General features: G+C 59.8%; 18 protein-coding genes. 6 read left to right on the top strand and 12 right to left on the bottom strand.

Going from position 1 to position 24,015, the window contains the following annotated elements; translation table 11 throughout:
* Nucleotides 1-6: 6 nt before the first annotated feature.
* The 12 genes from QE432_RS04360 to QE432_RS04305 all read right to left on the bottom strand — a co-directional run bounded on the left by QE432_RS04360 (nucleotide 7) and on the right by QE432_RS04305 (nucleotide 15,805).
* Nucleotides 7-1,530, bottom strand: a complete 1,524-nt coding sequence (locus QE432_RS04360) for a glycerol-3-phosphate dehydrogenase (RefSeq protein WP_019564992.1) — start codon at nucleotides 1,528-1,530, stop codon at nucleotides 7-9.
* A gap of 108 nt (nucleotides 1,531-1,638) precedes the next feature.
* On the bottom strand, nucleotides 1,639-2,412 hold the full coding sequence (locus tag QE432_RS04355; RefSeq protein ID WP_003511588.1) for a DeoR/GlpR family DNA-binding transcription regulator: 774 nt from the start codon (nucleotides 2,410-2,412) through the stop codon (nucleotides 1,639-1,641).
* Between the two features lie 141 nt (nucleotides 2,413-2,553).
* On the bottom strand, nucleotides 2,554-4,032 hold the full coding sequence (gene cysG / locus QE432_RS04350) for a siroheme synthase CysG (RefSeq protein ID WP_162695638.1): 1,479 nt from the start codon (nucleotides 4,030-4,032) through the stop codon (nucleotides 2,554-2,556).
* Nucleotides 4,004-6,652, bottom strand: coding sequence for a nitrate reductase (locus QE432_RS04345; RefSeq protein ID WP_111789618.1), 2,649 nt, complete (start codon nucleotides 6,650-6,652; stop codon nucleotides 4,004-4,006). Before QE432_RS04345 ends, cysG begins: the two co-directional genes overlap by 29 nt.
* Before the next feature lie 214 nt (nucleotides 6,653-6,866).
* The gene (nirD, locus tag QE432_RS04340) at nucleotides 6,867-7,202 is read right to left on the bottom strand and encodes a nitrite reductase small subunit NirD (RefSeq protein WP_065704499.1); all 336 of its coding nucleotides are present in this window, start codon (nucleotides 7,200-7,202) and stop codon (nucleotides 6,867-6,869) included.
* Between the two features lie 5 nt (nucleotides 7,203-7,207).
* Nucleotides 7,208-9,655: a nitrite reductase large subunit NirB gene (gene nirB / locus QE432_RS04335; protein WP_113555457.1), complete on the bottom strand. Its 2,448-nt coding sequence runs from the start codon at nucleotides 9,653-9,655 to the stop codon at nucleotides 7,208-7,210.
* A 5-nt stretch (nucleotides 9,656-9,660) separates the two neighbouring features.
* Nucleotides 9,661-10,458 (bottom strand): ABC transporter ATP-binding protein, encoded by a 798-nt coding sequence (locus QE432_RS04330; protein ID WP_113555458.1) that lies wholly within the window; start codon nucleotides 10,456-10,458, stop codon nucleotides 9,661-9,663.
* 13 nt (nucleotides 10,459-10,471) lie between these two features.
* A complete protein-coding gene (ntrB, locus tag QE432_RS04325) occupies nucleotides 10,472-11,365 on the bottom strand; it encodes a nitrate ABC transporter permease (RefSeq protein ID WP_003511597.1) in 894 nt (297 codons plus the stop codon).
* 112 nt (nucleotides 11,366-11,477) lie between these two features.
* Nucleotides 11,478-12,770, bottom strand: a complete 1,293-nt coding sequence (locus QE432_RS04320) for a CmpA/NrtA family ABC transporter substrate-binding protein (protein ID WP_065704503.1) — start codon at nucleotides 12,768-12,770, stop codon at nucleotides 11,478-11,480.
* A gap of 377 nt (nucleotides 12,771-13,147) precedes the next feature.
* Nucleotides 13,148-14,425: a CmpA/NrtA family ABC transporter substrate-binding protein gene (locus QE432_RS04315; protein ID WP_306623430.1), complete on the bottom strand. Its 1,278-nt coding sequence runs from the start codon at nucleotides 14,423-14,425 to the stop codon at nucleotides 13,148-13,150.
* Between the two features lie 36 nt (nucleotides 14,426-14,461).
* Nucleotides 14,462-15,049, bottom strand: coding sequence for an ANTAR domain-containing response regulator (locus tag QE432_RS04310; RefSeq protein ID WP_003511609.1), 588 nt, complete (start codon nucleotides 15,047-15,049; stop codon nucleotides 14,462-14,464).
* A gap of 102 nt (nucleotides 15,050-15,151) precedes the next feature.
* Nucleotides 15,152-15,805, bottom strand: a complete 654-nt coding sequence (locus QE432_RS04305) for a GntR family transcriptional regulator (protein ID WP_003511611.1) — start codon at nucleotides 15,803-15,805, stop codon at nucleotides 15,152-15,154.
* Between the two features lie 263 nt (nucleotides 15,806-16,068).
* Between QE432_RS04305 and QE432_RS04300 the strand changes: the two genes are divergently transcribed.
* The 6 genes from QE432_RS04300 (at nucleotide 16,069) to amyA (ending at nucleotide 23,988) form a co-directional block, all read left to right on the top strand.
* A complete protein-coding gene (locus QE432_RS04300) occupies nucleotides 16,069-17,310 on the top strand; it encodes an NRAMP family divalent metal transporter (protein ID WP_003511614.1) in 1,242 nt (413 codons plus the stop codon).
* A gap of 121 nt (nucleotides 17,311-17,431) precedes the next feature.
* A complete protein-coding gene (locus QE432_RS04295) occupies nucleotides 17,432-18,199 on the top strand; it encodes a LamB/YcsF family protein (protein WP_003511617.1) in 768 nt (255 codons plus the stop codon).
* Nucleotides 18,200-18,210: 11 nt separating this feature from the next.
* Nucleotides 18,211-19,020, top strand: coding sequence for a putative hydro-lyase (locus QE432_RS04290; RefSeq protein WP_003511619.1), 810 nt, complete (start codon nucleotides 18,211-18,213; stop codon nucleotides 19,018-19,020).
* Nucleotides 19,021-19,027: 7 nt separating this feature from the next.
* Entirely contained in the window at nucleotides 19,028-20,626 is a 1,599-nt protein-coding gene (locus tag QE432_RS04285) for a 5-oxoprolinase/urea amidolyase family protein (protein WP_306623428.1), read from the top strand.
* A gap of 11 nt (nucleotides 20,627-20,637) precedes the next feature.
* Entirely contained in the window at nucleotides 20,638-22,368 is a 1,731-nt protein-coding gene (locus tag QE432_RS04280; protein WP_306623426.1) for an acetyl/propionyl/methylcrotonyl-CoA carboxylase subunit alpha, read from the top strand.
* A 132-nt stretch (nucleotides 22,369-22,500) separates the two neighbouring features.
* The gene (gene amyA / locus QE432_RS04275; protein WP_111828638.1) at nucleotides 22,501-23,988 is read left to right on the top strand and encodes an alpha-amylase; all 1,488 of its coding nucleotides are present in this window, start codon (nucleotides 22,501-22,503) and stop codon (nucleotides 23,986-23,988) included.
* Nucleotides 23,989-24,015 lie beyond the last annotated feature (27 nt).

The raw sequence follows: 24,015 nt of genomic DNA, 5'->3' as shown, positions 1-24,015 counted from the left end.
GGATCGTCAGATTGCCTTCAAGCGTCCACCTGCAATGTCATCGATATAATCCTCCAGCCCGCGCACCTCTTCTTGGGTAAAGAAAAGCCCCTGCTTGGTGCGGCGCCACAGAATATCCTCCGCCGTCAGCGCCCATTCCCGGGCCATCAGCCAGCGCACCTCGGCCTCATAAAGCGTGCCGCCGAAATGCCGTCCCAGCCCTGCCATGTCCCCGGCATTGCCAATAATCGACGCGGCGTCCGTTCCGTAGCAGCGGATGAGCCGCTTCGCATGCCTCTCATCGAGGAAAGGATAACGCGACCGCAGGGCCGTGACCTCTCCCGCATAAGCCTCGGCACCGAAATTTCCGCCCGGCAAATGTGAACCTGCCGTCCACGGCGAGCCCTTTTCACCCAGCGCATCACCGATTTTTTCAAGAGCATGTTCGGCAAGCCGCCGATAGGTGGTGAGCTTGCCACCGAAGATATTGAGAAGCGGCGCTTCGCCTTCAGCTCCTTCGGTTTTCAGCACATAATCGCGGGTTGCCTCCTGCGCTTTCGAGGCGCCGTCGTCAAACAGCGGCCGCACGCCGGAATAGGTCCAGACGATATCGGCCGACGTCACCGGTTCAGCGAAATATTCGCTCGCCGCGTTGCAAAGATAGCTGATCTCCTCGTCGCTGATCTTAACAGCCCGGGGGTCGGCGGTATAGTCGCGATCCGTCGTGCCGATCAGGGTAAAATCCTGCTCATACGGGATGGCGAAGATGATGCGCCCGTCCGGGTTCTGGAAAAAATAGGCGCGCGGATCGGAAAACTTCTTGCGCACGATGATGTGGCTGCCCTGCACGAGGCGGACATTGTGGACATTGTTTTTACCGAATGTCGCAGCCAGAACCTTGTCCACCCAGGGACCTGCCGCATTTACCAGCATGCGCGCCCGGTAGGTCGCGGTTTCTCCGGCACCATTTTTAGTTTCGACCCGCCAGAAGGCGCCTTCGCGCCGTGCCGAAACGACCTGCGTGCGGTTGAGGATCAAGGCACCGCGATCGGCGGCATCGCGGGCATTCAGCACCACAAGACGGGCATCGTCCACCCAGCCGTCAGAATATTCGAAAGCCCGGGCAAAAATCGGCTTCAGCGGTTTCCCTGCGGGATCACGGCGCAGATCGAGCGAGCGGGTGGCGGGCAAAAGCTTGCGGCCGCCGAGATGGTCATAAAGAAAAAGCCCGAGACGCACGAGCCAGGCCGGGCGCACGCCGCCCTTCTGGAATGGCAGAACAAAGCGCATAGGCCAGATGATGTGCGGCGCCATGGCCCACAACACCTCGCGCTCCATCAGCGCTTCTCGCACCAGACGAAATTCGTAATGTTCGAGATAACGCAAACCGCCATGAATGAGCTTTGTGGCGGCCGAAGAGGTGCCGGAGGCAAAATCGTTCATTTCCGCAAGCGCAACGGAATAACCCCTGCCGACAGCGTCACGCGCGATGCCGCAGCCGTTGATGCCGCCGCCGATCACGAAAACATCGTGGATTGCCTCGTCAGACATGGACCCTCCCGCGCTTTCATCGACGCTCTCCTCATCGATATATTGAAAGCACGGACATCTAATTTGAAGACAAAACGAATGTCAAACGAAATTCCAGGGCGGTTCGGATCAAGGCTCCCCAACCTCGGTTTCAATCAACCTGACGTCATGATCGGCACAGATGGATCGGATCGAATCGACCGGACAATGATCGGTAATGAAGGTGTGCACCTGTGAAAGATGGCCGATGCGCACCGGCGCCGTCCGCTCGAATTTCAGTGAATCCGATACAAGAATGACGTGGCGAGCGTTGGACATGATCGCCTGGGCAACCTTGACCTCGCGAAAGTCGAAATCCAGCAAAGCGCCGTCTTCATCAATCGCAGAAACGCCGATGACGGCGAAATCGACCTTGAACTGGCGGATAAAATCCACTGCGGCCTCACCAACGATGCCGCCATCGGAACCGCGCACGACGCCGCCAGCGATCACCACCTCGATGCCCGGAAAAACCCGTAACCTGTTGGCAACATTAATATTGTTGGTGATGACCATCAGCTCGTGATGATCCGCCAGCGCTTCGCCCACCGCCTCGGTCGTCGTACCTATATTGATGAAAAGCGAGGAGTTGTTGGGGATGAGGGCAGCGGCAGCGGCGCCGATCGCCTGCTTTTCGGAGGAGGCGATCGCACGGCGTGCCTCGTATTTGACGTTTTCGTTGCCGCTCGGAAAAAGTGCGCCGCCATGGATGCGCGTCAGCACCCGCGTATCGCAGAGATCGTTGAGGTCCTTGCGGATCGTCTGTGGCGTTACCGAAAACCGCGTGGCCAGCTCGTCCACCAGCACACGCCCGCTTGCTTTCGCCAGCGCAACGATTTCATCCTGACGCGGTGTGAGCATCATTTCACCCTCCCTCCTCTTTCAATTTTTTCGTTTTATTGAAGAGCGAACGAAAAACCAATGTCAAGGGACGGTTTTGTGGCGCCGATCAGGTCCACTTGCGGAGGTACGCGAAAAACGTATCCGCACGAACCAGCAAGATTATTAGCCGGCTTTCTGAATTGACATCGGGACCGGCTTCGGCAGGCCGATCTCGGAAAACGCAGAGATTGCAGCACCAAACGCATCACCGATGCCGATCAATATAGGCTCGTTCACGCCCATTCGCTCAACCGCCGCAGCCAGTTGCACGAGCGAACCGCACCAGCGCTGCTCATTTTCGCGGCTGACGGAAATCATGATGGCGACGGGCGTCGAGGCCGGCATGCCATGCGCCAGAAGGGCTTCCTCGATGCTGGCAGCGGTTCGCCCGCCCATGTAAAAAACCGTGGTCACGGAAGGGTTCGACAGGGACTGCCAGTCTATATTCTCCGGCAGCTTGCCCTGTCTGGAGTGCCCGGTGACGAAGCGGACCGACTGGGCGTGATCGCGGTGGGTGAGGGAAACGCCGAGCCGCGAAGCCATGGCGCTTGCCGCGGTGATGCCGGGTACGATTTCGACCGGGATGTTTTCAGCCTCCAGCGCTGCGATCTCCTCGCCGGCGCGTCCGAAAATCATCGGATCGCCGGATTTCAGCCGCACTACCCTTTTGCCGGCCTTGGCAAGGCGGATCATCATGTCGTTAATATCTTCCTGCTTGCAGCTTTCCCGGCCGCCGCGTTTGCCAACCAGCATGCGCTTCGCCTCCCGCCGCGCCAGTTCCAGCACCTCGGATGAAACGAGATCGTCAAACAGAATGACATCCGCCGCCTGCAAGGCGCGTACCGCTTTGAGCGTCAGCAGCTCGGCATCGCCCGGTCCGGCACCGACCAGCGTCACAAGGCCGCGTGCCGATCCTTTCCGACCTGCCTGCGTGCCGATGTCTGTCAGCAGCCTTTCTTCGCTGCCCTCATCCAGCCTTTCGGTAAACGCCCGGTCGACAAATTTCTCCCAGAATGAACGCCGGGCCGGGCCGGGCGCGAGGCGTATATTGACCCGCTCTCGGATGGTCTGGGCAAGCGCGCCCCAATCCTTGAGAGCGAGCGGCAGCAAAGTCTCGATGCGCCGGCGAATGGCCTGCGCCAGAATGGGTGCGGCGCCATCGGTGGAGATCGACACCACCACCGGCGAACGATTGACGATGGAGCCAAACTGGAACTGGCAGAATTCCGGCTTGTCGATGACATTGACAGGCACGCCGGCTGAGCGCGCGGCATTGTAAAATCGTCCCGCCTCTTCGTCGGTTTCACAATCCGCCAGCGCCAGTTCCGCGCCTTTGAAACTATCCGGACCCCAGGAACGGTCATGCCATGTCAGCATCTGGCTTGTCGAGACGAGCGCCTTAAAGCATTCCGAAAGCTCGCTTTCCTCGCAATAGAGGTGAAGTTCCGCCCCGCAGGCAAGCAGTAGCTCCGCTTTCCATGCGGCCCCATCCGATCCGCCCGCCAGCACCACGCGCTTGCCCTCAAGCCCCCAGAAGACCGGCAACTTGGCGAGCTTCTCCATGCGGTTCGGTTCATTCCGCTGCGGTTTTAAGACATCCATCGATGATCCCCCTGATCTCGGCGCGGCAGGAGCCGCAATTGGTTCCGGCATTCAACGCAGCACCTATGGCTTCGACGCTGTGGCAGCCATTGCGGATGGCGGCCGTGATCTGGTTGACCCCGACATTGAAGCAGGAGCAGACCGTCGCCCCCGGATCGGCGCGGCCGGCGCCGGGACGCCCGGCGACCAGGGCAAAACGCATGCGCAAATCCTCATGGCGTTCGTTCAGCTGTGAAATCGCCCAGTTGCGGGCAACGGCCACCGGCTCTCTGGCGACGAACAGCGCTGCCAGCAAGGTACCACCGTCGAAGAAAGCAAGCCGCAGATCGCCCGTCTGCCGGTCACTGTAACCCAGAGGCTCAACCCTGATATCGATGCCGAAAACCTGTCGCGCCCAGAGCGTCCAGTCCTGCGGCTGTTCCTCGAAGGCAAGCTCCATGCGGTAGCCGCCATCCGCCTTCGCAACTGCCCAATAGGCGCAGCCCGGCGCATCAGGCCGGGTGCGGGAGATCGCAAATCCATAGGCTTTCGCCACAAAACGTCGTGCACTCACGCCGACATTCTTCGAAGCGGGCTGGCCGGAATGCGGGTCCGTGACCGCTGGCACGAGCATATCGATGCGGGCCTGCGAGGCGAACTGGTCGTTCCAGTGCATCGGCGCAAACACAGCTCCCCGTGCCTGCCTCTCGCTGACCAGAGCCCGCAGCAGGACCTTGCCGTGCGGGCTTTCAATCTCCACCAGATCGGCGCTGTCGATGCCCAGCAACTGTGCATCGCGCGGGTGAAGTTCGGCAAAGGGTTCGGCGATATGGGCGGTAAGCCGCGCGCTTTTGCCGGTGCGGGTCATGGTGTGCCATTGGTCGCGGATACGGCCAGTATTCAGCGTCAGCGGGTAGTCCGCCGATGTCCTGCCGGTCTCCGGCAGTGCCGTGGCGATGAAGCGGGCCTTGCCATCCGCATGGAAAAAGCGGCCATCCGCGAAAAAGCGGGTCGTGGCGGCTTCACCGGGTTCGGCTTTTGGCCATTGAAACGGTGTCATCGTATCGTAGGAATCACGGTCGATCCCGCCGATATCGAAATCGCGGCTTCCGGCGTTCTCGAAGCCGGAGAGAGCGGCATGCTCGGCGAAAACCTCAGAAGGTTGCCGGTAGCCGAAGGCGGCGTCAAAACCCATGCGCCGTCCAACTTCGGCGAATTGCCACCAGTCGGCCTTTGCTTCGCCGGGCGCGTCAAGAAAACCGCGCTGGCGGGAAATACGTCGTTCGGAATTGGTGACCGTGCCGTCTTTTTCACCCCAGCCGAGCGATGGCAACAGCACATGGGCGTGGCGGGCGGTATCGGTATTGGCGATGACATCGGACACCACGACAAAGGGACAGGCCTTGATCGCCGCCTCGACGGCACCGGCATCCGGCATGGAAACGACGGGGTTGGTGGCCATGATCCACAGCGCCTTGATGCGGCCATCGGCAACCGCCCCGAACATATCCACGGCCTTGAGGCCAGGCTTCTGCGCAATCGCCGGCGAGGCCCAGAAGCGCTGCACGCGGTCGCGGTCTTCAGCGTTCTCGATCGCCATATGGGCCGCCAGCATATTGGCAAGCCCGCCCACCTCGCGTCCGCCCATGGCGTTGGGCTGGCCGGTCAGCGAAAACGGCCCCATGCCCGGCCGGCCGATGCGGCCTGTGGCGAGATGGCAATTGATGATGGCGTTGACCTTGTCGGTGCCGCTTTGCGACTGGTTGACGCCCTGACTGTAGCAGGTGACGGTTTTTTGCGTGCGTTCGAACAATTCGTAAAAGGAAATCAGTTCCGCGATTGTCAGACCGGTCTTGTCGGCAATCTCCGGCAGGCTGTGCCCGGTCGCTGCCTGCATCGCGGCATCGAGGCCTACTGTGTGGTTTCCAACATAAGCGTTATCGAACGCGGAACTGCCGGAAAGATGGGCCAGAAGACCGGTAAACAGCGCCACATCTCCATCCGGGCGGATGGCGAGGTGCATATCGGCAATATCGGCGCTCATCGTCCGGCGCGGATCGATGACCACCACCTTCATGTCCGGCCGCGCCGCCTTTGCGGCAGCAAGCCGTTGATAGAGGACGGGATGACACCAGGCGAGATTGGATCCGGTGAGGATTACCAGATCGGCAAGCTCCATATCCTCATAGGTGCCAGGCACCGTATCGGCCCCGAAGGCGCGGCGATGGCCGGCGACCGAAGACGACATGCAAAGCCGTGAATTCGTATCGATATTGGCCGATCCGATGAAACCTTTCATCAGCTTGTTGGCGAGGTAATAATCCTCCGTCAGCAACTGGCCGGAAACGTAAAAGGCAACCGAATCCGGGCCGTGCTCGGAAATGGCCTCGGAAAATCTTGAAGCAACGAGTTGAAGCGCTTCGTCCCATGCCACCCGCTTTCCGTGGATTTCGGGATGGAGCAGCCGTCCGTCGAGGTCGATGGTTTCGGCCAGAGCTGAACCTTTGGAGCAAAGTCGACCGAAATTGGCGGGGTGGTCCGGATCGCCTTTGACGGAAACGGTGCCGTCATCGGCAACGGTGGCGATGACACCGCAGCCGACACCGCAATAGGGACAGGTGGTTTTCGTTTCAACGGGCATGGGTTTGCCCCGTGAGCAAGTGGCGTTTACCCCCCTCTGCGCTACCGGACATCTGCCCCTCAAAGGGGTAGATCAATTGTGGCACCGGCTCTATTTTACAGCTTTCGTCTCCGACAAGAGAGATGAAGCGAGAAGCGTGCCACTTGTCGATCTTGCCCCTCGAGGGGGAGATGTCCGGCAGGACAGAGGGGAGTATCGTCGCCAACATCTGATATCACTCCGCCGCAATCATCAAAGTTTCGAGCGCAATCGAAAGCCGCCCGTCGAGATTGCGGAGAGGAATGGTCCTCACCTCACCCTCATCCGCCCCCAACGCCTTGCCGGTCTCCAGCGAAATGACCCAATTGTGCAAAGGACATGTCACCGAAGCCCCGTGCACGATGCCCTGAGACAGCGGGCCGCCTTTGTGCGGGCAATGATCCTCGATGGCGAAGACCTGATTGTCAGCCGTGCGAAATACGGCGATCTTGCCCATAGGCGTTTTCACGCAGCGCGCGCCGCGCAGCGGAATGTCGGAAATGTCGCCAATATCGATCCAGTTGCTGTCCATCGTTCTCACTCCGCTGCCTCGTTGAAACCGATTGCCGCCATCGGCCTGAATTCGTGCTTGTCGTGGCCGGACACACGTTCCGACCAGGGATCGACCTGCGCGAATTTCTGGCTGAAGACGAAGCGGTCAAAATAGGCCCGGCGCTTGTCGGCATCGTCCATGATCTGGCGGCGGACTTCGTCGTAACCGATGCGCTTGGCCCATTTATAGATGCGCTCGAGGTAGCGCGCCTGCTCGCGGTACATCTGGGTCAACGCCACGATATGCTCCAGCGCCTCATCCTCGGTAGGGACGAGGCCCAGCACTTCCGTACCCTTGATATCGAGACCGGCGGCACCGGCGAAGTGGATTTCGAAACCGGAATCGACGCAGATGACGCCGATATCCTTGCATGTCGCCTCAGCGCAGTTTCGCGGACAGCCGGAAACGGCAAGCTTCAGCTTCGCGGGCGTCCATGAGCCCCACATGAATTTTTCGATGCGGATGCCGAGGCCGGTGGAATCCTGCGTGCCGAAGCGGCACCATTGTTCTCCAACGCAGGTCTTCACGGTGCGAAGCCCCTTGGCATAGGCCTGGCCGGAAATGAAACCGGCCTTGCCGAGATCGGCCCAGACCGCCGGCAAATCCTCCTTCTCGATGCCGAGAAGATCGATGCGTTGCCCGCCTGTCACCTTCACCATCGGGATTTCGAACTTGTCGACCACATCCGCAATCGCCCGCAGTTCGGAGGAAGATGTGACGCCGCCCCACATGCGCGGAACGACGGAATAGGTGCCGTCCTTCTGGATATTGGCATGGACGCGCTCATTGATATAACGCGACTGGTAGTCGTCGGCATATTCGTCGGGAAAATCGCAAACGAGATAGTAGTTGAGCGCCGGTCTGCACTTGGCGCAGCCGCAGGAGGTCTTCCATTCCAGTTCCTGCATCACGGCGGGAATGGTCTTCAGGCTCTTGGCCTTGATGAGACGGCGCACATCATCGTGGCCGAGATCTGTGCATTTGCACATGGGCTGCACGGCAGCGGGATTGTAGCTGTCGCCAAGCGTCAGCGTCATGAGCTGTTCGACAAGGCCGGTGCAATTGCCGCAGGAGGCGGATGCCTTGGTATGGGCGCGCACATCATCCAGCGAGGTCAGCCCCTTCGAGGTGATGACCGAGGTGATCTTGCCCTTGCAGACGCCGTTGCAGCCGCAGATTTCCGCATCATCCGGCAAGGCTGCAACGGCCGCCATAGGGTCCAGCGGGGACCCTCCCTGATAGGCCTGGCCGAAGATCAGGGTTTCGCGCATGGCGGAAATGTCGGTCGATTTCTTCATCAGGTCGAAGAACCACGAACCATCCGCCGTCTCGCCGTAAAGAACCGCGCCGATGATGCGATTTTCCTTGAGGATCAGGCGCTTGTAGACACCGGCGGTGGCATCGCGCAGCACGATTTCCTCGCGGTCGTCGCCCTCGGCAAAATCGCCGGCGGAAAACAGGTTGATGCCGGTGACCTTCAGTTTGGTATTGGTGACCGAACCATGATACTCGGCTGAACCGCCGCAAAGACGGTCCGCCAGCACCCGCGCAGATTCATAAAGCGGCGCGACCAGCCCGTAGCACATGCCGCGATGCTCGGCGCATTCGCCAAGCGCATATATCGAGGCATCCGACGTCATCATGCCATCATCCACGACGATGCCGCGATTGACGGCGATGCCGGCTTCCTTGGCGAGACCCGAGGCGGGACGGATGCCGACCGCCATCACCACCATGTCGCCTTTAATGACGCGGCCGTCTTCCAGCTCGATGCCTTCAACCTTCTCCGCGCCGAGAATGCATTTGGTATTGGCCTTGGTGATGATGTCGATGCCGCGCTCGTTCAGCGCCTTTTCCAGAAGATAAGCCGCTGCCGGATCGAGCTGCCGCTCCATGATCGTCGGCATCAGATGGATGACGGTGACGTCCATTCCCTGGCGCTTCAGCCCATAAGCTGCTTCCAGACCCAGAAGGCCGGCGCCGATGACGATGGCGCGACCCTTGCCTTCGGAGATTTCAAGCATCTTCGTGACATCGTCGAGATCGCGATAGGCGAGAACGCCCGGCAATTGATGACCAGGGACGGGAATGATGAAGGGCAGGGAACCGGTGGCGATCACCAGCCTGTCGTAGGAAACGGTGATGCCGTTTTCGCTGGTTACGGTCTTGTTGTCGCGGTCGATGCCGGTGACCTTGGCGCCCTTGTGCAGCGTCACATTGTTGGCCGCGTACCATTCGTCATTGTGGATGACGATATCCTCATAGCTCTTTTCGCCTGAGAGTACTGGCGAGAGCATGATGCGGTCGTAATTGACGCGCGGCTCGGCGTTGAAAATGGTGACGTCGTAGAGGCCGGGGGCGGTTTCGAAAAGGTTTTCCAGCATGCGCCCCGGCGCCATGCCATTGCCGATGATGACGAGTTTTTGCGCCATGGTGGTTACTCCGCAGCTTCGACGAAGCGGTGACGTTCGTAAAGGAACTTCAGCACGGCCTCGCGGCATTTGAGGTAGGTCTTGTCGGATGCAAGCTCGATGCGGTTGCGCGGGCGCGGCAGCGGCACGTCAAGCACTTCGCCGATATGGGCGGCGGGACCGTTGGTCATCATCACGATACGGTCGGACAGCAGCACCGCCTCATCCACATCGTGGGTGATCATGACCATGGTGTTGCCAAGCCGGGCGTGGATTTCCATCACGGCGTCCTGAAGGTGGGCGCGCGTCAGCGCATCCAGTGCGCCGAAAGGCTCGTCCAGCAGCAGGATTTTCGGCTCCATGGCGAGCGCCCGGGCAATGCCGACGCGCTGTTTCATGCCGCCGGAAATTTCAGACGGTTTCTTGTCCTTGGCATGGGCCATCTGCACGAGATCCAGATTGCGCATGACCCAGTCGTGGCGTTCCGCTTTGGTCTTGGTACTGCTGAAGACTTTCGCGACGGCCAAGTTGACGTTTTCATAAACCGAAAGCCAGGGGAGCAGGCTGTGGTTCTGGAAGACGACGGCGCGTTCCGGGCCAGGTTCGTTGACCTCGCGGTTTTCCAGAAGCACGACGCCTGCTGAGACTTTGGTCAGCCCGGCGATGAGGTTGAGCATGGTGGACTTGCCGCAGCCGGAATGCCCGATGACCGAGACGAATTCGCCCTTGCCGATGGTCAGGTTGATGCCTGTCAGCACCTCGGCGCGCGAACCGCCCTTGTCGAAATATTTGTCGATATGATCGAGTTTCAGATAAGCGTTCATGATGGTCGCCCTTTTAGTTGGCCGCAGCGCCGCGGGTGATGACCTTGCCGAGCGCCGCTACCAGCTTGTCGAGCATGAAGCCGACAACGCCGATGTAAGCGAGTGCCACGATGATGTCGGGCAGGCGCGAGGAGTTCCAAGCATCCCAGATGAAGAAGCCGATACCGACGCCGCCGGTCAGCATTTCCGCCGCCACGATGGCGAGCCAGGAGAGGCCGATGCCTATGCGCAGGCCGGTGAAGATGTAAGGCGCGGCCGACGGCAGCATGATCTTGAAGAAGAATTCGATCTGGTTGAGCCGCAGCACCTTCGCAACGTTGCGATAATCCTGCGGAATGTTGCGCACGCCGACCGCCGTATTGATGATGACGGGCCAGATGGAGGTGATGAAGATCACGAAAATGGCCGACGGATTGCTGTCCTGAAAGGCGGCAAGTGAAAGCGGCAGCCAGGCGAGCGGCGGCACGGTGCGCAGGACCTGAAAAATCGGGTCGAGGCCGCGCATGGCCCAGACCGACTGGCCGATGACCGCACCGAGAATGATGCCGGCGATGGCCGCAAGGCCGAAACCGTATGCCACGCGCTCCAGCGAGACCAGCACGCGCAAGCCGAGGCCGATATCCTGCGAACCATTATGGAAGAACGGCGATACGATGAGATCGTAGCTTTCCTCGAATACCTGGCTTGGCGGCGGCAGGGACGAGCCGGGGGCGGAACAGAGCATTTGCCAGACGCCCAGCAGAACGGCGAGGACGACAAATGGCGGAATGATATTGCGGGCCGCCGCAGCACCCAGTTTACGCAGATTGAACCGCGAGGGATGTTTGGGCGGAAGGGTCACGACGTTTGCCTTTTGTACCACCGGTTGCTGCGGCTGTTCCTTGAAATTTCGAGCCAATGCGGACATGGCGTTTCCTTTGGATTTCGGTTGCGGTCAGGGTCTCGCCCCTCATCCGGCCTTTGGTGTCCATCATTAAATGGCAACCCGGCGGAGGAGGGGCGACACCCGTGTCTCCTCCTCAGGAGGCTGCCTTGATGGAAAGACTTTCGAGATAGGCCGACGGGTTTTCCGGGTCGAAGACCTTGCCGTCAAAGAAGGTTTCCTTGCCGCGCGACGTGGAGGCGGGAATATCGGCAACACCGAGATCCTTTGCAGCGTCGCGCCAGATGTCCTCACGGTTGACCTTGGCAACCAGCGCCTTCACGTCCGTATCGGGTGCAAATTTACCCCAGCGGATGTTTTCCGTGATGAACCAGCTGTCGTGGCTGCGGAAGGGATAGGACGCGTGATCCTGCCAGAACTTCATCTGCAGACCGGTATTTTCCAGCACGCGGCCGTTGCCGTAATTGATATTGCCCTTGAGGCGGCCAAGAACGTCCTTCGGTGGCACGTTGAACCATTGGCGCTTGCCGAGGATCGTGGACATCTCCTCCTTGTTCGCCATCTCATCGCACCATTGCTGGGCCTCCATCACGGCCATCAGCAATGCCTTGGTGGCGTTGGGGTTCTTTTCCACCCAGTCGGCGCGCATGCCGAGCGCCTTCTCGGGATGCCCTTTCCAGAGTTCCCCGGTGGTACAGGCAGTGAAGCCGATGCCCTGATTGACGAGTTGCTCGTTCCAGGGTTCGCCCACACAGAAGACGTCCATATTGCCGACCTTCATGTTGGCGACCATCTGCGGCGGCGGAACGACGATGGTGGAGACGTCCTTGTCCGGGTCGATGCCGCCGGCGGCCAGCCAATAGCGGATCCACAGATCATGCGTACCGCCGGGAAATGTCATGGCAGCCTTGATTTCCTTGCCTTCTGCCTTCTTCTTCTCGAAAGCCGCCTTCAGCTTGGACGCGTCGAGCTGAACGCCGGTTTCAGCATATTCCTTGGCGACGGAAATACCCTGGCTGTCGAGATTGAGGCGGGCGATAAGCGCCATCGGCACAGGCACGTTGTTCTGCGTCACCTTGCCGGTATGCATGAGATAGGGCATCGGGGTCAGGATATGCGCGCCATCAATGCCGTTCGATGCGCCGCCGAGCACGAGATTGTCACGTGTCGCACCCCAGGATGCCTGTTTGAGAACCTCGACATCCGGCATGCCATGCTTGGCGAACAGTCCCTTTTCCGCCGCGATGATAAGCGGGGCGGCGTCGGTCAGCGCGATGAAGCCGATTTTCGCGCCCTTCACTTCCGGCTCAGCCGCGGCTGCGAAAGCGCCTGACGGAAAAGCGGTGCGCACGGCGGTAACAAGGGCTGCGGTGGCTGTCATCTTCAGTATGGTGCGGCGGCTGACATCGCCCGAGAATATCTTTTTCATTCGCATCTTCCCCTTATTGGACCACCGCATGGGTGGCGCGTTCGCTTGCGAAAAAACCTGAAAATAAAAAAAACGCCGCTCGGTGTTTGCGCCTTCGGAACGGGAGGTGTTCCGGGCAGCAAAACCTTGCGACGTCTATGTCTGTGAAAGCGCTTATGCCGCGCCCTGCTCGCCCCGATCGCCGTTGACCAGTGCAAAGACGAAGACGCAAGAGGCGTGCCAGTTTTACTTATGGAAGCTATCGCCTTGGAAACAAACGGAATTTCCGAGATTCAATCGGACGATTAAATTTTAATCAATAGAAATTTTGTCTATGGTTTGCGCAGATGGATAAATTCCGAGCTTGAAATTTGCGCAGCTTGCCCGGCCGACGGCTGTCAGGCCTCGCCTTGGGAGATGGAAAACGGGGCAGAACTGCGCACGGAAAAGCCATTCACATAGCCAGCAATGTCTGCGGGATCGAAAACAAAACCGTCCACGAACCGGTCACCCGCCTCCTCCCCTTCGACTCGAATATCGGCATCATCGGGCGCATTGGCATCGCCCAGTGCCGCCCGATAAATATCTGGACGGTAAGCGGACAGGGTGGCCTCCACACCACCTTGCGAAAACTCCGTCTGCCCCCAGCGGATCATCTGGCTGTAAATCCACAATGCCTGGCTCTGGCGCGGATAATTGGCATGCCCGCCGTGGAAGAGGAAATATTTGTCGATGACCCGGCGGTTGCCCTGGCTGTCGATGTTGAATTCACCGGCAAGCACATGGCGGATGATGCTTTGCGGCGCACCGATATAACGCGGATCGGCAAGTGTCCTGCTCAGATCATCGTGATTTTCCGCAAGGTCGCACCAACGTGCGGCGGCATCGAGCGCCGTCAGCAGCCGGCTGACCGTTTCCTGCTGGCTTTCGGCCCATTCAGGCCGCATCCCGATCACTTTTTCCGGCGCAGACGGCCACAAATCCTGCTTGGCAGCGACGATCCTGCCCACACCGCGCTCGGCGGCAACGATGTTCCACGGCGCACCGACACAGAAACCATCTATGGCGCCCGCCGCCAATGCATCCGACGTCAATGGCGGTGGTACGACCACCAGTTTGACGTCGTGATCGGGATGAATGCCACCAGCGGCGAGCCAATAGCGAAATTCGTAATTGTGCGAGGAAAACGGGTAGGTCATGCCGAGCGTCGGTGTAGCTTCGCCCCGCGCTCGCATGTCATCCAGCACCTGCTTTAAGGCCATCGCATTTTCCAGCGCCCCCGCCGTTTCGGAAAGCCCCGTCAACGCCTTCATCCGGGCAAAAAGCCGCGTCGAAAGCGTTATCGCATTGCCGCCGCGCCCAAGTGAAAACGGCGTGATCGTCGGCGAAGGGTTCGAGCCGAGTCCGAGCATGGAGGCAACGGGCATCGGCGACAGCATATGGGCAATGTCGAATTGCCGGAATGCCAGCCGGTCGCGCACATTCGCCCAGGACACATCCTTGACGAGATCGAGCGTCAGGCCTTCGCGCTCGGCAAAGCCGAATTCCGCCGCAGCAATGAGGACGGACGCATCGACAAGAGGAATAAAACCTGCCCGCAGGATTTTTTGCCGGTCGCTGCCAACAATTGCCGGCGCGCCCGCTTTTGAACCGGCCGATTTTTCCTGTGCCGCCATATCATACACTCCTCGACTGTCCCGCCGGCGGGTTCGTTACATCAACAGACCGGCCGCGGTGACCACGCTTTGCGCGATCTCGGATATTTTCTTTTTCTCGTTCATCGCCGTTTGCCGCAGAAGCGCAAAAGCCTCCTCTTCGGACAGGCCACGCATTTTCATCAAAATGCCTTTGGCGCGCTCGATGACCTTGCGCTCCTCAAGCGCCGATTTTGCTTCGGCAAGTTCCTGTCGCAGACGGCTGAAAGCGTTGAAGCGGCTGACCGCCATATCGAGGATGGGTTTGACGCGTTCTTTCTTCAGCCCGTCAACGACATAGGCGGAAACACCAGCCTCAACGGCCGCCTCGATGGACGCGGTATCGGAGCGGTCGACAAACATGGCGATCGGCCGGCCGACCGTGCGTGTCAACTGAAACAGATGCTCCATCATGTCGCGGTTGGGATTTTCAAGGTCGATGAAGATGACATCGGGCTGCAGCGTCTCGATGGTCCGCGCCACGCCGTGCACTTCATGGATGAGCGTCACGCGATTATACCCGGCCTCGCGCAGCCCCTCCTCGATGATCGAGGCGCGGATCGCGTTTTCGTCTATAACGAGAATGGTGAGGTCGCGAAGCGTCATGTCGGCATTGATGACGCACCGCAACAAACTTGGCAATCAGGCGCCGATATAAAAATGGAGCGGACGTGAAAGGGACGTTTTCGTCCCGCTACGCCTGATTTCTCATGACGCCCGTTCGAGCGCCTTCAAAACCGTCCGCTCGGAAAGATTGAGATAGATTTCCATCTCGTCACCGGCCTCAGCCGCCTTGCCCTCTTCCATCAGCGACAGGATCTTGCTGTTCATGTCCACAAAGGGGGAATGGAGCTGTTCCGGGTCTTTCAGCAGGCCGAAACAAAGCCTGAGCTCAGCGGCAATGCGCTCGTAAAAATCGCTGAGACGAGCGCTGTCTAGAAGGTCGACCACGGCGGCGTGGAACTTCATGTTGGCGCTGCCCACGCCTAACCAGTCTGCCTGGTCGCGCTTTATCCTGGCATCATCGACCGCCGTGCGCATTGTCCGGATGGCCGGGTGCTTGTGCCAGGCCTGACGCAGCGCCCCGCATTCCACCATGCGCCGCACCCTGTAAATATCAATCACCGAAGCCAGGGTGGGAACGGCGACAAAAACGCCGCGATTGGCCTCGTGACGCAGCAGACCATCCTTGGTCAGGAGACGAAAGGCTTCACGCAGCGAATTGCGGGAGACCTCGAAACGTTCACTGAAGGCTGCTTCCGAAAGACGCTGGCCCGGCATCAGTTCACCGGAGATCAGCAGGGTGCGAATACCCTTTGCCAATCGATCCGCAAGCGGCAGACCCTCTATCGTTTCCGTCATGGCGCTTTCCTTAAGAGCAATGCAACGTTGGGAATTCCGTGACAGGCATGTTCGGACACGGCATGATTGCCCATAGCACAAAGCTTCAGCAAAGCGCCAAAAAAACGTGATGAATTCATACTCATAACGTCCAACAAATAGACAAAATAAAAGAACGATTATCATTTATTGTTGAACAATATTGACAATCTCACGGAACAAGACAAGATCGGTGGCATAAAGCATCCGCGAGGGGCGGATTGCGACAGGAGCGGAGAAAATCCATGGAGCAGAAAAAGCTCACCCCGACTGCCGATCTCAAAATGTCAAAACGTGCATCTCTTCTGGGAGCAATCTTCCTGATGGCAACATCTGCCATCGGTCCCGGCTTCATCACGCAGACGGCGACATTCACCATGCAGCTTGGTGCCGCATTCGCCTTCGGCATTCTTGCTTCCATCCTCATAGACTTCGTCGTTCAGCTCAACATCTGGCGCATCGTAACGCTGACGCGCATGCGTGCGTCCGACATCGCCAATGCTGCCATTCCGGGTTCCGGCTATCTTCTCGCCATTCTCGTCATCATCGGCGGCCTTTTCTTTAATATCGGCAATATTGGCGGCACCGGCCTCGGCCTGAACGCCATCTTCGGGCTCGATCCGAAAATCGGCGGCGCCATCAGCGCAATCTTTTCCATCGCCATCTTCGTTTCCAAACGGGCTGGCCTCGCCGTCGACCGGTTCATCATTTTCGCCGGTATCCTGATGATCGTGCTGACGCTCTACGTTGCATTCGTATCCGCGCCGCCGGTCGGTGATGCCTTCCGCCAGACTTTCCTGCCGGACACAATCAATTTCGCGACCATCACCACCATCGTCGGCGGCACCGTTGGCGGCTACATCACCTATTCCGGCGCGCACCGCCTGCTGGACCGGGGAATGGTCGGCATTGAAAACCTGCCCGCCGTCAACCGCGCCGCTCTGACCGGCATCGCTGTCACCGGCATCATGCGTTACGTGCTGTTCCTCGCCATTCTCGGCGTTGTCGCCAGCGGCGTCGTCATCGATACATCGGGCCAGGCCGCCAATCCCGCCGCACAGGCTTTCCGGTCGGCCGCGGGCGATCTCGGCTTCCGTCTATTCGGCATCATCTTCTGGGCTGCGGCCATCACAAGCGTCATCGGCGCGGCGTATACCTCCGTCTCGTTCCTGCCCGTGTTCAAGCAGGATATGACGGAACGCGCCCGCAACATGGCGACGGTCATCTTCATCGCTGTCTCGCTCGTCTGCTACCTGCTCATCACGACGCCGCCCGCCGCCATGCTGGTCTTCGTTGGCGGCCTGAACGGTCTTATCCTGCCCATCGGCCTCAGCATCTTCCTGTTTGCCGCATGGAAGCGCGAAGACCTGATGGGCGGCCACCGCTACTCGCGCATTCTGCTCGGGCTTGGCGTTCTGACATGCGCATTGACGTGGTACATGGGCTACAAGTCCGCCGGCACCATTTTCGGCCTGCTCGGCCTGTAAAAACTAGAGCGTTTCCGCATTTCGGAGAAAAACGGAAACGCTCTATATATTTGTTATTACGCATTTTCCCGACGCAAAACCGCTACGCACTTTTGCTGGAAATGCTCTAAAGGGAGGCAACATGGCCGCTATCGATCTCAACAGCGATCTTGGCGAAAGTTACGGCGCGTGGCGCATGGGAGATGACGAGGCGATGCTCGCCATCGTTTCCAGCGCCAATATCGCCTGCGGATTTCACGCAGGTGACCCGGCCGGCATCTACCGGACCGTCAAGGCCGCTGCCGAAAAAGGCGTGGTCGTCGGCGCCCATGTTTCCTACCCGGACCGCGTCGGCTTTGGCCGCCGCGATCTGGATGTGACCTCCGAAGAGCTGATCGCCGATGTCATCTACCAGATAGGCGCACTGAAGGGTGTTGCCGCCGCTGCCGGAACCACCGTGCGTTACGTGAAGCCACATGGCGCGCTTTACAACCGCATCGCCAATGACGCGAAACAGGGACAGGCGGTCATCGACGGTATAAAGGCCGTCGATGCCTCGCTGGTGCTGATGGGCCTTGCCAATGCGCCCATCCTCGATCTCGCCCGCAAGGCAGGCCTTGCCGTCGTCGCGGAAGCCTTCGCTGACCGCGCCTACACGCCCGAAGGCCAACTCGTCTCGCGCCGCGAGGCGGGCGCCGTACTGCACGACGCTGCCAAAATCGCCGACCGGATGGTGCAACTTGCCCGCGAAGGAACACTCGAAGCCATCGACGGCAGCAGCATCAAGATCGAAGCACAATCCATCTGCGTGCATGGCGACAGCCCCGGCGCGGTGGCGATCGCCCAGGAAATCCGCCGCCGTTTCGAAGCCGAGGGCATCGAAATCCGCTCTTTTGCATCCATTCTCTAAAAGGGCGACCAATGACGATACCCTTATCCTTTCTGAGCCACACCAATGCGGATGCCGCCCGGACGGCCCGCGCCGATTATCGTGGCGGCCTCGTTGCACCGACCTCCGGCATCGCTCCCGGTTTCACGCAGGCCAACATGATCGTGCTGCCGCGCGACTGGGCCTTCGATTTCCTGCTTTATGCGCAGCGTAATCCCAAGCCCTGCCCGGTGCTCGATGTTTCAGATCCCGGCTCACCAACCACGCTTCTTGCCCCCGGTGCCGATCTCAGGACCGACCTACCGCTTTACCGTATCTGGCGGGACGGCAAACTTGCCGAGGAAACGGCGGATGCGACCGCCGCATGGGCAGAGCGTGACGATCTCGTCGCTTTCCTGATCGGTTGCAGCTTTACCTTTGAAACGCCGATGGTCGAAGCGGGTATCGAAATCCGTCACATGACCGACAAAAGCAACGTTCCGATGTATCTGACCAACCGCCCCTGCCGGCCGGCCGGCCGATTTAAGGGCAACATGGTCGTTTCCATGCGACCGATCCCGGCTTCGCGCGTGGCCGATGCCGCGACAATTTCAGGACGTTTTCCGGCGGTTCACGGTGCGCCCGTGCATGTCGGCGCGCCGGAAGAAATCGGCATATCGGATCTCGCGAAGCCGGATTTCGGTGATGCGGTGCGGATCGAACCCGGCGAGGTTCCAGTTTTCTGGGCCTGCGGCGTGACGCCTCAGGCTGCAGTCATGGCGTCCGGCGTGCCGTTCGCGATTACCCATGCGCCCGGGCACATGTTCATCACCGACATTCCCGATTCTGCCTATCACGCGTGAGGATATGATGCGTTTTCTCCCCGTCAGCCTCACCACCATTCTCGTCGAACTTGCCGATCTCGATGAAACGCTGGCGCTGTTCGCCTCGCTTCAGAACGATCCGATTGAGGGCATCGACGAAACGGTTCCGGCTGCCCGCACCCTGATGATCCGTTTCCGCCCCGAAAAGATTGGCGCAGAGGCGCTGGTTGCACGGCTTTCCAGCCGCGATCTCTCCGCAAAAATCGCGCCCTCGGACAATCTGGTGGAAATCCCCGTCCATTATAACGGCGAAGATCTGGCCGACGTTGCCGAACTGACCGGCATGAGCATCGAAGAAGTCATCCGCCGCCATACCGAAAGCGAATTCACCGTGGCCTTCTGCGGTTTCGCGCCCGGCTTCGGTTATCTGGTTGGCGGCGATACGGCTCTTCACGTGCCGCGCCGGCAAAGCCCGCGTACCCGCATTCCGGCGGGTTCGGTGGCGCTGGCTGGCGCCTTCAGCGGCGTCTATCCGCAAAACAGCCCCGGCGGCTGGCAGATCATCGGCACCACACCGGTGAAGATGTGGGATATAGACCGTGATCCCGGCGCGCTTTTCCAGCCGGGTTATCGCGTGCGTTTCTTCGATATGGACAAGGCCGGAAGAACGGTTGATGTTCCCACCTCAGCGCCGCGCACCGCCCGCCCTGAGATGACAAGAGAAGGCCCGCATTTCGAGGTGCTCGCGGCCCCCATGCCTGCCATTTTTCAGGATCTCGGCCGCTTCGGCCAAACCGGACAGGGCGTCTCCGCCTCCGGCGTACTGGATCGTGGCGCGTTTAACGCCGCCAACCGTATCGTCGGCAATCCCGTTAACTCGCCGTGTCTCGAGCTGACGCTCGGCGGCTTTTCCTTCAAAAGCACGAGCCGCGCCGTCATCGGCATTGCGGGCGCGCCCTGCCCCATCACCGTCAAGACCGCAGATCGCAGTTTCACCGCACAACCCCATGTTCCCGTGTCTCTCGAACCCGGCGATATCGTAACCTTGGGTCAGCCGCCGAAGGGCATGCGCTGTTATCTTGCTGTGCGTGGCGGGTTCGATGTCGAGCCCGTGCTGGGCAGCTATGCGACGGATACGCTCGCCGTAGTCGGTCCAGAAAGCGTGACTGCGGGCACTACTCTGCCGCTGAAGGGCGAAAAGACAGGACTTTCCAGCGTGTCTGTCGACGAGGCTCCGGCCTTCGATCCGCCGGCAACCGGCGATATTGTGACGCTCGACGTGGTTCTTGGACCGCGTACCGACTGGTTCACGCAAAAGGGCCTCGATACGCTGACCGGCCAGCTCTGGCAGGTCACGCCGCAATCGAACCGCGTCGGCATCCGCCTTGCCGGCGAAGTGCCGATGGAGCGCAGGGACAGTGCCGAATTGCCGAGCGAAGGCACGGCCACCGGAGCAATCCAGATTCCCCATAGCGGCCAGCCCGTTCTTTTCCTTGCCGACCACCCGTTGACCGGCGGCTATCCCGTCATCGGCGCGGTCGCGGAATACCATCTCGATCTTGCGGGGCAAATCCCCGTCAATGCCAAAATCAAGTTCCGCCCGATCGGCCCTTTTGCCGAAATCGCGGCGGCTAAAAGTCTGTAGGGAGAATAGCGATGAAAAAAGTGCTGATTGCCAATCGCGGCGAGATCGCGGTGCGGATCATCCGCGCATGCCGTGATTACGGCCTGCAATCGGTTGCCGTTTATGCCGATCCCGATCAGGATGCGCTATTCGTTCGGTTGGCGGATGAGGCCTATGCGCTGGAAGGCGTCCGCCCCGCCGAAACCTATCTCGATATCGCCAAGCTGATCGCGATTGCCAAACGCGCCGGCGCGGACGCCGTGCATCCCGGTTACGGCTTTTTGTCCGAACGCGCCGAATTTGCGCAGGCGGTTATCGATGCCGGCCTTAGCTGGATCGGCCCCGACCCACATGTCATTGAAGCGCTGGGCGACAAGGTGGAAGCGCGGCGCATCGCCACCGGCGTCGGCGCACCGCTGGTGGCCGGCAGTGACGGCCCCGTCTCTACCGCCGCCGAAGTCACCGCTTTTGCCGAAGAATACGGCCTGCCCGTCGCCATCAAGGCAGCGCATGGCGGTGGTGGGCGCGGCCTGAAGGTCGCATGGAAGATGGACGAGATCGCCGATCTCTACGAATCCGCCGTTCGCGAAGCGACCGCCGCTTTCGGTCGCGGCGAGTGCTTTCTCGAACGCTTCCTCGACCGGCCCCGCCATATCGAGGCGCAGGTTTTGGCCGACAAGCACGGCAATGTGCTGGTGCTGGGCACCCGCGATTGCTCGCTGCAACGTCGGAACCAGAAGCTGATAGAGGAGGCTCCGGCCCCGTTCCTGTCTGCCGAACAGCGACAAAAAATCCACGACTCGGCAAAGGCGATCTGTGCCGCCGCGGGCTATTCCGGTGCCGGCACCGTCGAATTCCTGCTCGGCGTTGATGGCACGATTTCTTTCCTGGAGGTCAATACGCGCCTGCAGGTGGAACATCCCGTTACCGAGGAAACCACCGGTATCGATCTCGTCATCGAGCAGTTCCGCATCGCCGAGGGCCACACCCTGCGGGTGGTTGAAACGCCGGAACCGCGCGGCCACTCTATGGAATTCCGCATCAATGCCGAAGATCCCGGCCGAGGATTCCTGCCAACACCCGGCGCGATCTCGATTTTCGATGCTCCTTCCGGCCCCGGCATCCGTGTGGACAGCGGCGTCGTCAGCGGCTCCAGCGTGCCTGGCGTATTCGACTCGCTGATGGCGAAGCTCATCGTTACGGGTACCGACCGCGATCAGGTTCTGCGCCGCGCGCGCCGCGCGCTGAAAGAATTCCGTATCGAAGGCATTGCCACGGTTCTGCCGTTCCATCGCGCCGCAATCGAGACGGACGACTTCATCGGCACCGACGGTTTCAAGGTTCATACCCGCTGGATCGAGACCGATTTCGCCGCCATGCCTGACGCCATGGAACGTCCTGCACCGGCTGAAGACCCTTCCATCACGCGCACCTTTCTGGAAATCGACGGCAAGCGTGTTTCTGTCGGCCTGCCGAACCTGCTGCTCTCCGGCCTCGGCGCTGTCAGCGGCGGCAATGCCGCTGCCCCCGGCGCGTCGGTCAAGGAGAAGGAAGGTGAAATTATCGCTCCCGTTTCCGGCACCTTGCAATCGTTCAAGGTGACCAATGGCGAAACTGTTTCCAAAGGCGATCTTCTGGCCGTCATGGAAGCGATGAAAATGGAAACGCAAATCGTGGCGACGAAGGCCGGCAAGGTCCGCCTGATCGTCAAGGAAGGCGACTATCTTCAGGCGGGCGCGGCACTTCTCGAAATTGCGGAATAACGCATAGACCAGGCCACCGGACCCATCAGGGAAGGTGGTCCCCTCACAATCGAAGTTTGGTCAATACGGTGGCGGAACCCTTTCGCCGCCGGGCCGTTTATGGCGCGACCTGCTAACCATCATGAGGGAAATATGGCCGGACGCACCTTGCTTCAATTCTTCCATTGGTACTATCCGGACGGAGGGAAATTATGGAGCGAGGTGGCCGAAAAGGCGGAAAGCCTTGCCCGAATGGGTATTACCGACGTCTGGCTACCGCCGGCCTACAAGGGTTCTGCGGGCGGTTTTTCGGTAGGTTACGATACCTATGATCTCTTCGACCTTGGCGAATTCGACCAGAAGGGAACAGTCGCGACCAAATACGGTGATCGCGCTGCCCTCGAACAGGCCAGTCGGACGCTGAAGGAAAACGGCATCCGCGTCATTCACGACGTGGTTCTCAATCACAAGATGGGCGCGGATGAACGAGAGAAGGTGCGGGTTCGCCGCGTCAATCCCGATGACCGCACCGAGATAGAGGACGAGGATTTCGAGGCGCACGCCTATACGCGCTTCACCTTTCCCGGCCGAAACGGCACACATTCCAAATTCATCTGGGACCTGAAGTGCTTCAGCGGCGTCGACCATATCGAAGAGCCTGATGAGGACGGCATTTTCCGTCTCGTCAACGAATATGGCGACGGCGAATGGAATGAGGAGGTCGACGAGGAAAACGGCAACTTCGATTATCTCATGGGCGCGGATGTCGAATTCCGAAACAGGGCTGTCTATGAGGAACTGAAATATTGGGGCCGGTGGCTTGCCGAACAAGTGCAGGTGGATGGTTTCCGCCTGGATGCGGCCAAACATATTCCGGCATGGTTCTTCCGCGACTGGGTAGGCCATATGCGCGACACGATTAATCCCGACCTCTTCGTTGTCGCGGAATACTGGCACCCCGATATAGACGCGCTGAAAAGCTATCTCGATCTGGTCGACAAGCAGCTGATGCTCTTCGATGTCGCCCTTCACCACCGCTTCCATGACGCTTCCAAGCAGGGCGGCGATTTCGACATGCGCACTATCTTCGATGGTTCGCTGCTTTCCGCTGTTCCAGATCACGCCGTCACGCTTGTCGACAACCACGACACGCAGCCGCTGCAATCTCTGGAAGCGCCGGTAGAACCCTGGTTCAAGCCTCTGGCCTATGCGATCATTCTGCTGCGCGAAGAAGGTGTGCCTTGCGTCTTTTATCCCGATCTTTTCGGTACGACCTATACAGACACCGGCAATGACGGCAACGACCATGAGATCGTCATGCCGGCTATCGAATGCCTTCCGAAGCTTATCGAGGCACGCAGCCGCTTTTCCAACGGTGCCCAGACGGATATTTTCGACGATCCGAGCTGCGTTGCGTTTATTCGCCACGGTACCGCCGATGAGCCGGGCTGCGTTGTGGTGATGTCGAACGGCGAGGCGGCGGAAAAACAGATAGATCTCGGCCCTGAGCAGGCGGGAGCTGTATGGCGCGATTTCCTTGGTCACCGTCACGAACAGATCACCCTTGACGAGCATGGCAAGGGTCTGTTTTCCACCAATGGCGGCAGCGTCAGTGTCTGGGTTCCGGCCGACGTCGAGTAAGAACAATTGCTTTTAAAGCGGCCAGCC

This window comes from Agrobacterium sp. SORGH_AS_0745, assembly GCF_030818995.1.
Classification (GTDB): domain Bacteria; phylum Pseudomonadota; class Alphaproteobacteria; order Rhizobiales; family Rhizobiaceae; genus Agrobacterium; species Agrobacterium tumefaciens.
The sequence above is the reverse complement of the archived record's forward strand: the minus strand, read 5'-3'. Positions and strand labels throughout refer to the sequence as shown.

Coding starts and splice junctions, on each gene's coding strand:
- QE432_RS04360 (WP_019564992.1), bottom strand. CDS start 1,530: ATGTCTGACGAGGCAATCCACGATGTTTTCGTGATCGGCGGCGGCATC.
- QE432_RS04355 (WP_003511588.1), bottom strand. CDS start 2,412: ATGATGCTCACACCGCGTCAGGATGAAATCGTTGCGCTGGCGAAAGCA.
- cysG (WP_162695638.1), bottom strand. CDS start 4,032: ATGGATGTCTTAAAACCGCAGCGGAATGAACCGAACCGCATGGAGAAG.
- QE432_RS04345 (WP_111789618.1), bottom strand. CDS start 6,652: ATGCCCGTTGAAACGAAAACCACCTGTCCCTATTGCGGTGTCGGCTGC.
- nirD (WP_065704499.1), bottom strand. CDS start 7,202: ATGGACAGCAACTGGATCGATATTGGCGACATTTCCGACATTCCGCTG.
- nirB (WP_113555457.1), bottom strand. CDS start 9,655: ATGGCGCAAAAACTCGTCATCATCGGCAATGGCATGGCGCCGGGGCGC.
- QE432_RS04330 (WP_113555458.1), bottom strand. CDS start 10,458: ATGAACGCTTATCTGAAACTCGATCATATCGACAAATATTTCGACAAG.
- ntrB (WP_003511597.1), bottom strand. CDS start 11,365: ATGTCCGCATTGGCTCGAAATTTCAAGGAACAGCCGCAGCAACCGGTG.
- QE432_RS04320 (WP_065704503.1), bottom strand. CDS start 12,770: ATGAAAAAGATATTCTCGGGCGATGTCAGCCGCCGCACCATACTGAAG.
- QE432_RS04315 (WP_306623430.1), bottom strand. CDS start 14,425: ATGGCGGCACAGGAAAAATCGGCCGGTTCAAAAGCGGGCGCGCCGGCA.
- QE432_RS04310 (WP_003511609.1), bottom strand. CDS start 15,049: ATGACGCTTCGCGACCTCACCATTCTCGTTATAGACGAAAACGCGATC.
- QE432_RS04305 (WP_003511611.1), bottom strand. CDS start 15,805: ATGACGGAAACGATAGAGGGTCTGCCGCTTGCGGATCGATTGGCAAAG.
- QE432_RS04300 (WP_003511614.1), top strand. CDS start 16,069: ATGGAGCAGAAAAAGCTCACCCCGACTGCCGATCTCAAAATGTCAAAA.
- QE432_RS04295 (WP_003511617.1), top strand. CDS start 17,432: ATGGCCGCTATCGATCTCAACAGCGATCTTGGCGAAAGTTACGGCGCG.
- QE432_RS04290 (WP_003511619.1), top strand. CDS start 18,211: ATGACGATACCCTTATCCTTTCTGAGCCACACCAATGCGGATGCCGCC.
- QE432_RS04285 (WP_306623428.1), top strand. CDS start 19,028: ATGCGTTTTCTCCCCGTCAGCCTCACCACCATTCTCGTCGAACTTGCC.
- QE432_RS04280 (WP_306623426.1), top strand. CDS start 20,638: ATGAAAAAAGTGCTGATTGCCAATCGCGGCGAGATCGCGGTGCGGATC.
- amyA (WP_111828638.1), top strand. CDS start 22,501: ATGGCCGGACGCACCTTGCTTCAATTCTTCCATTGGTACTATCCGGAC.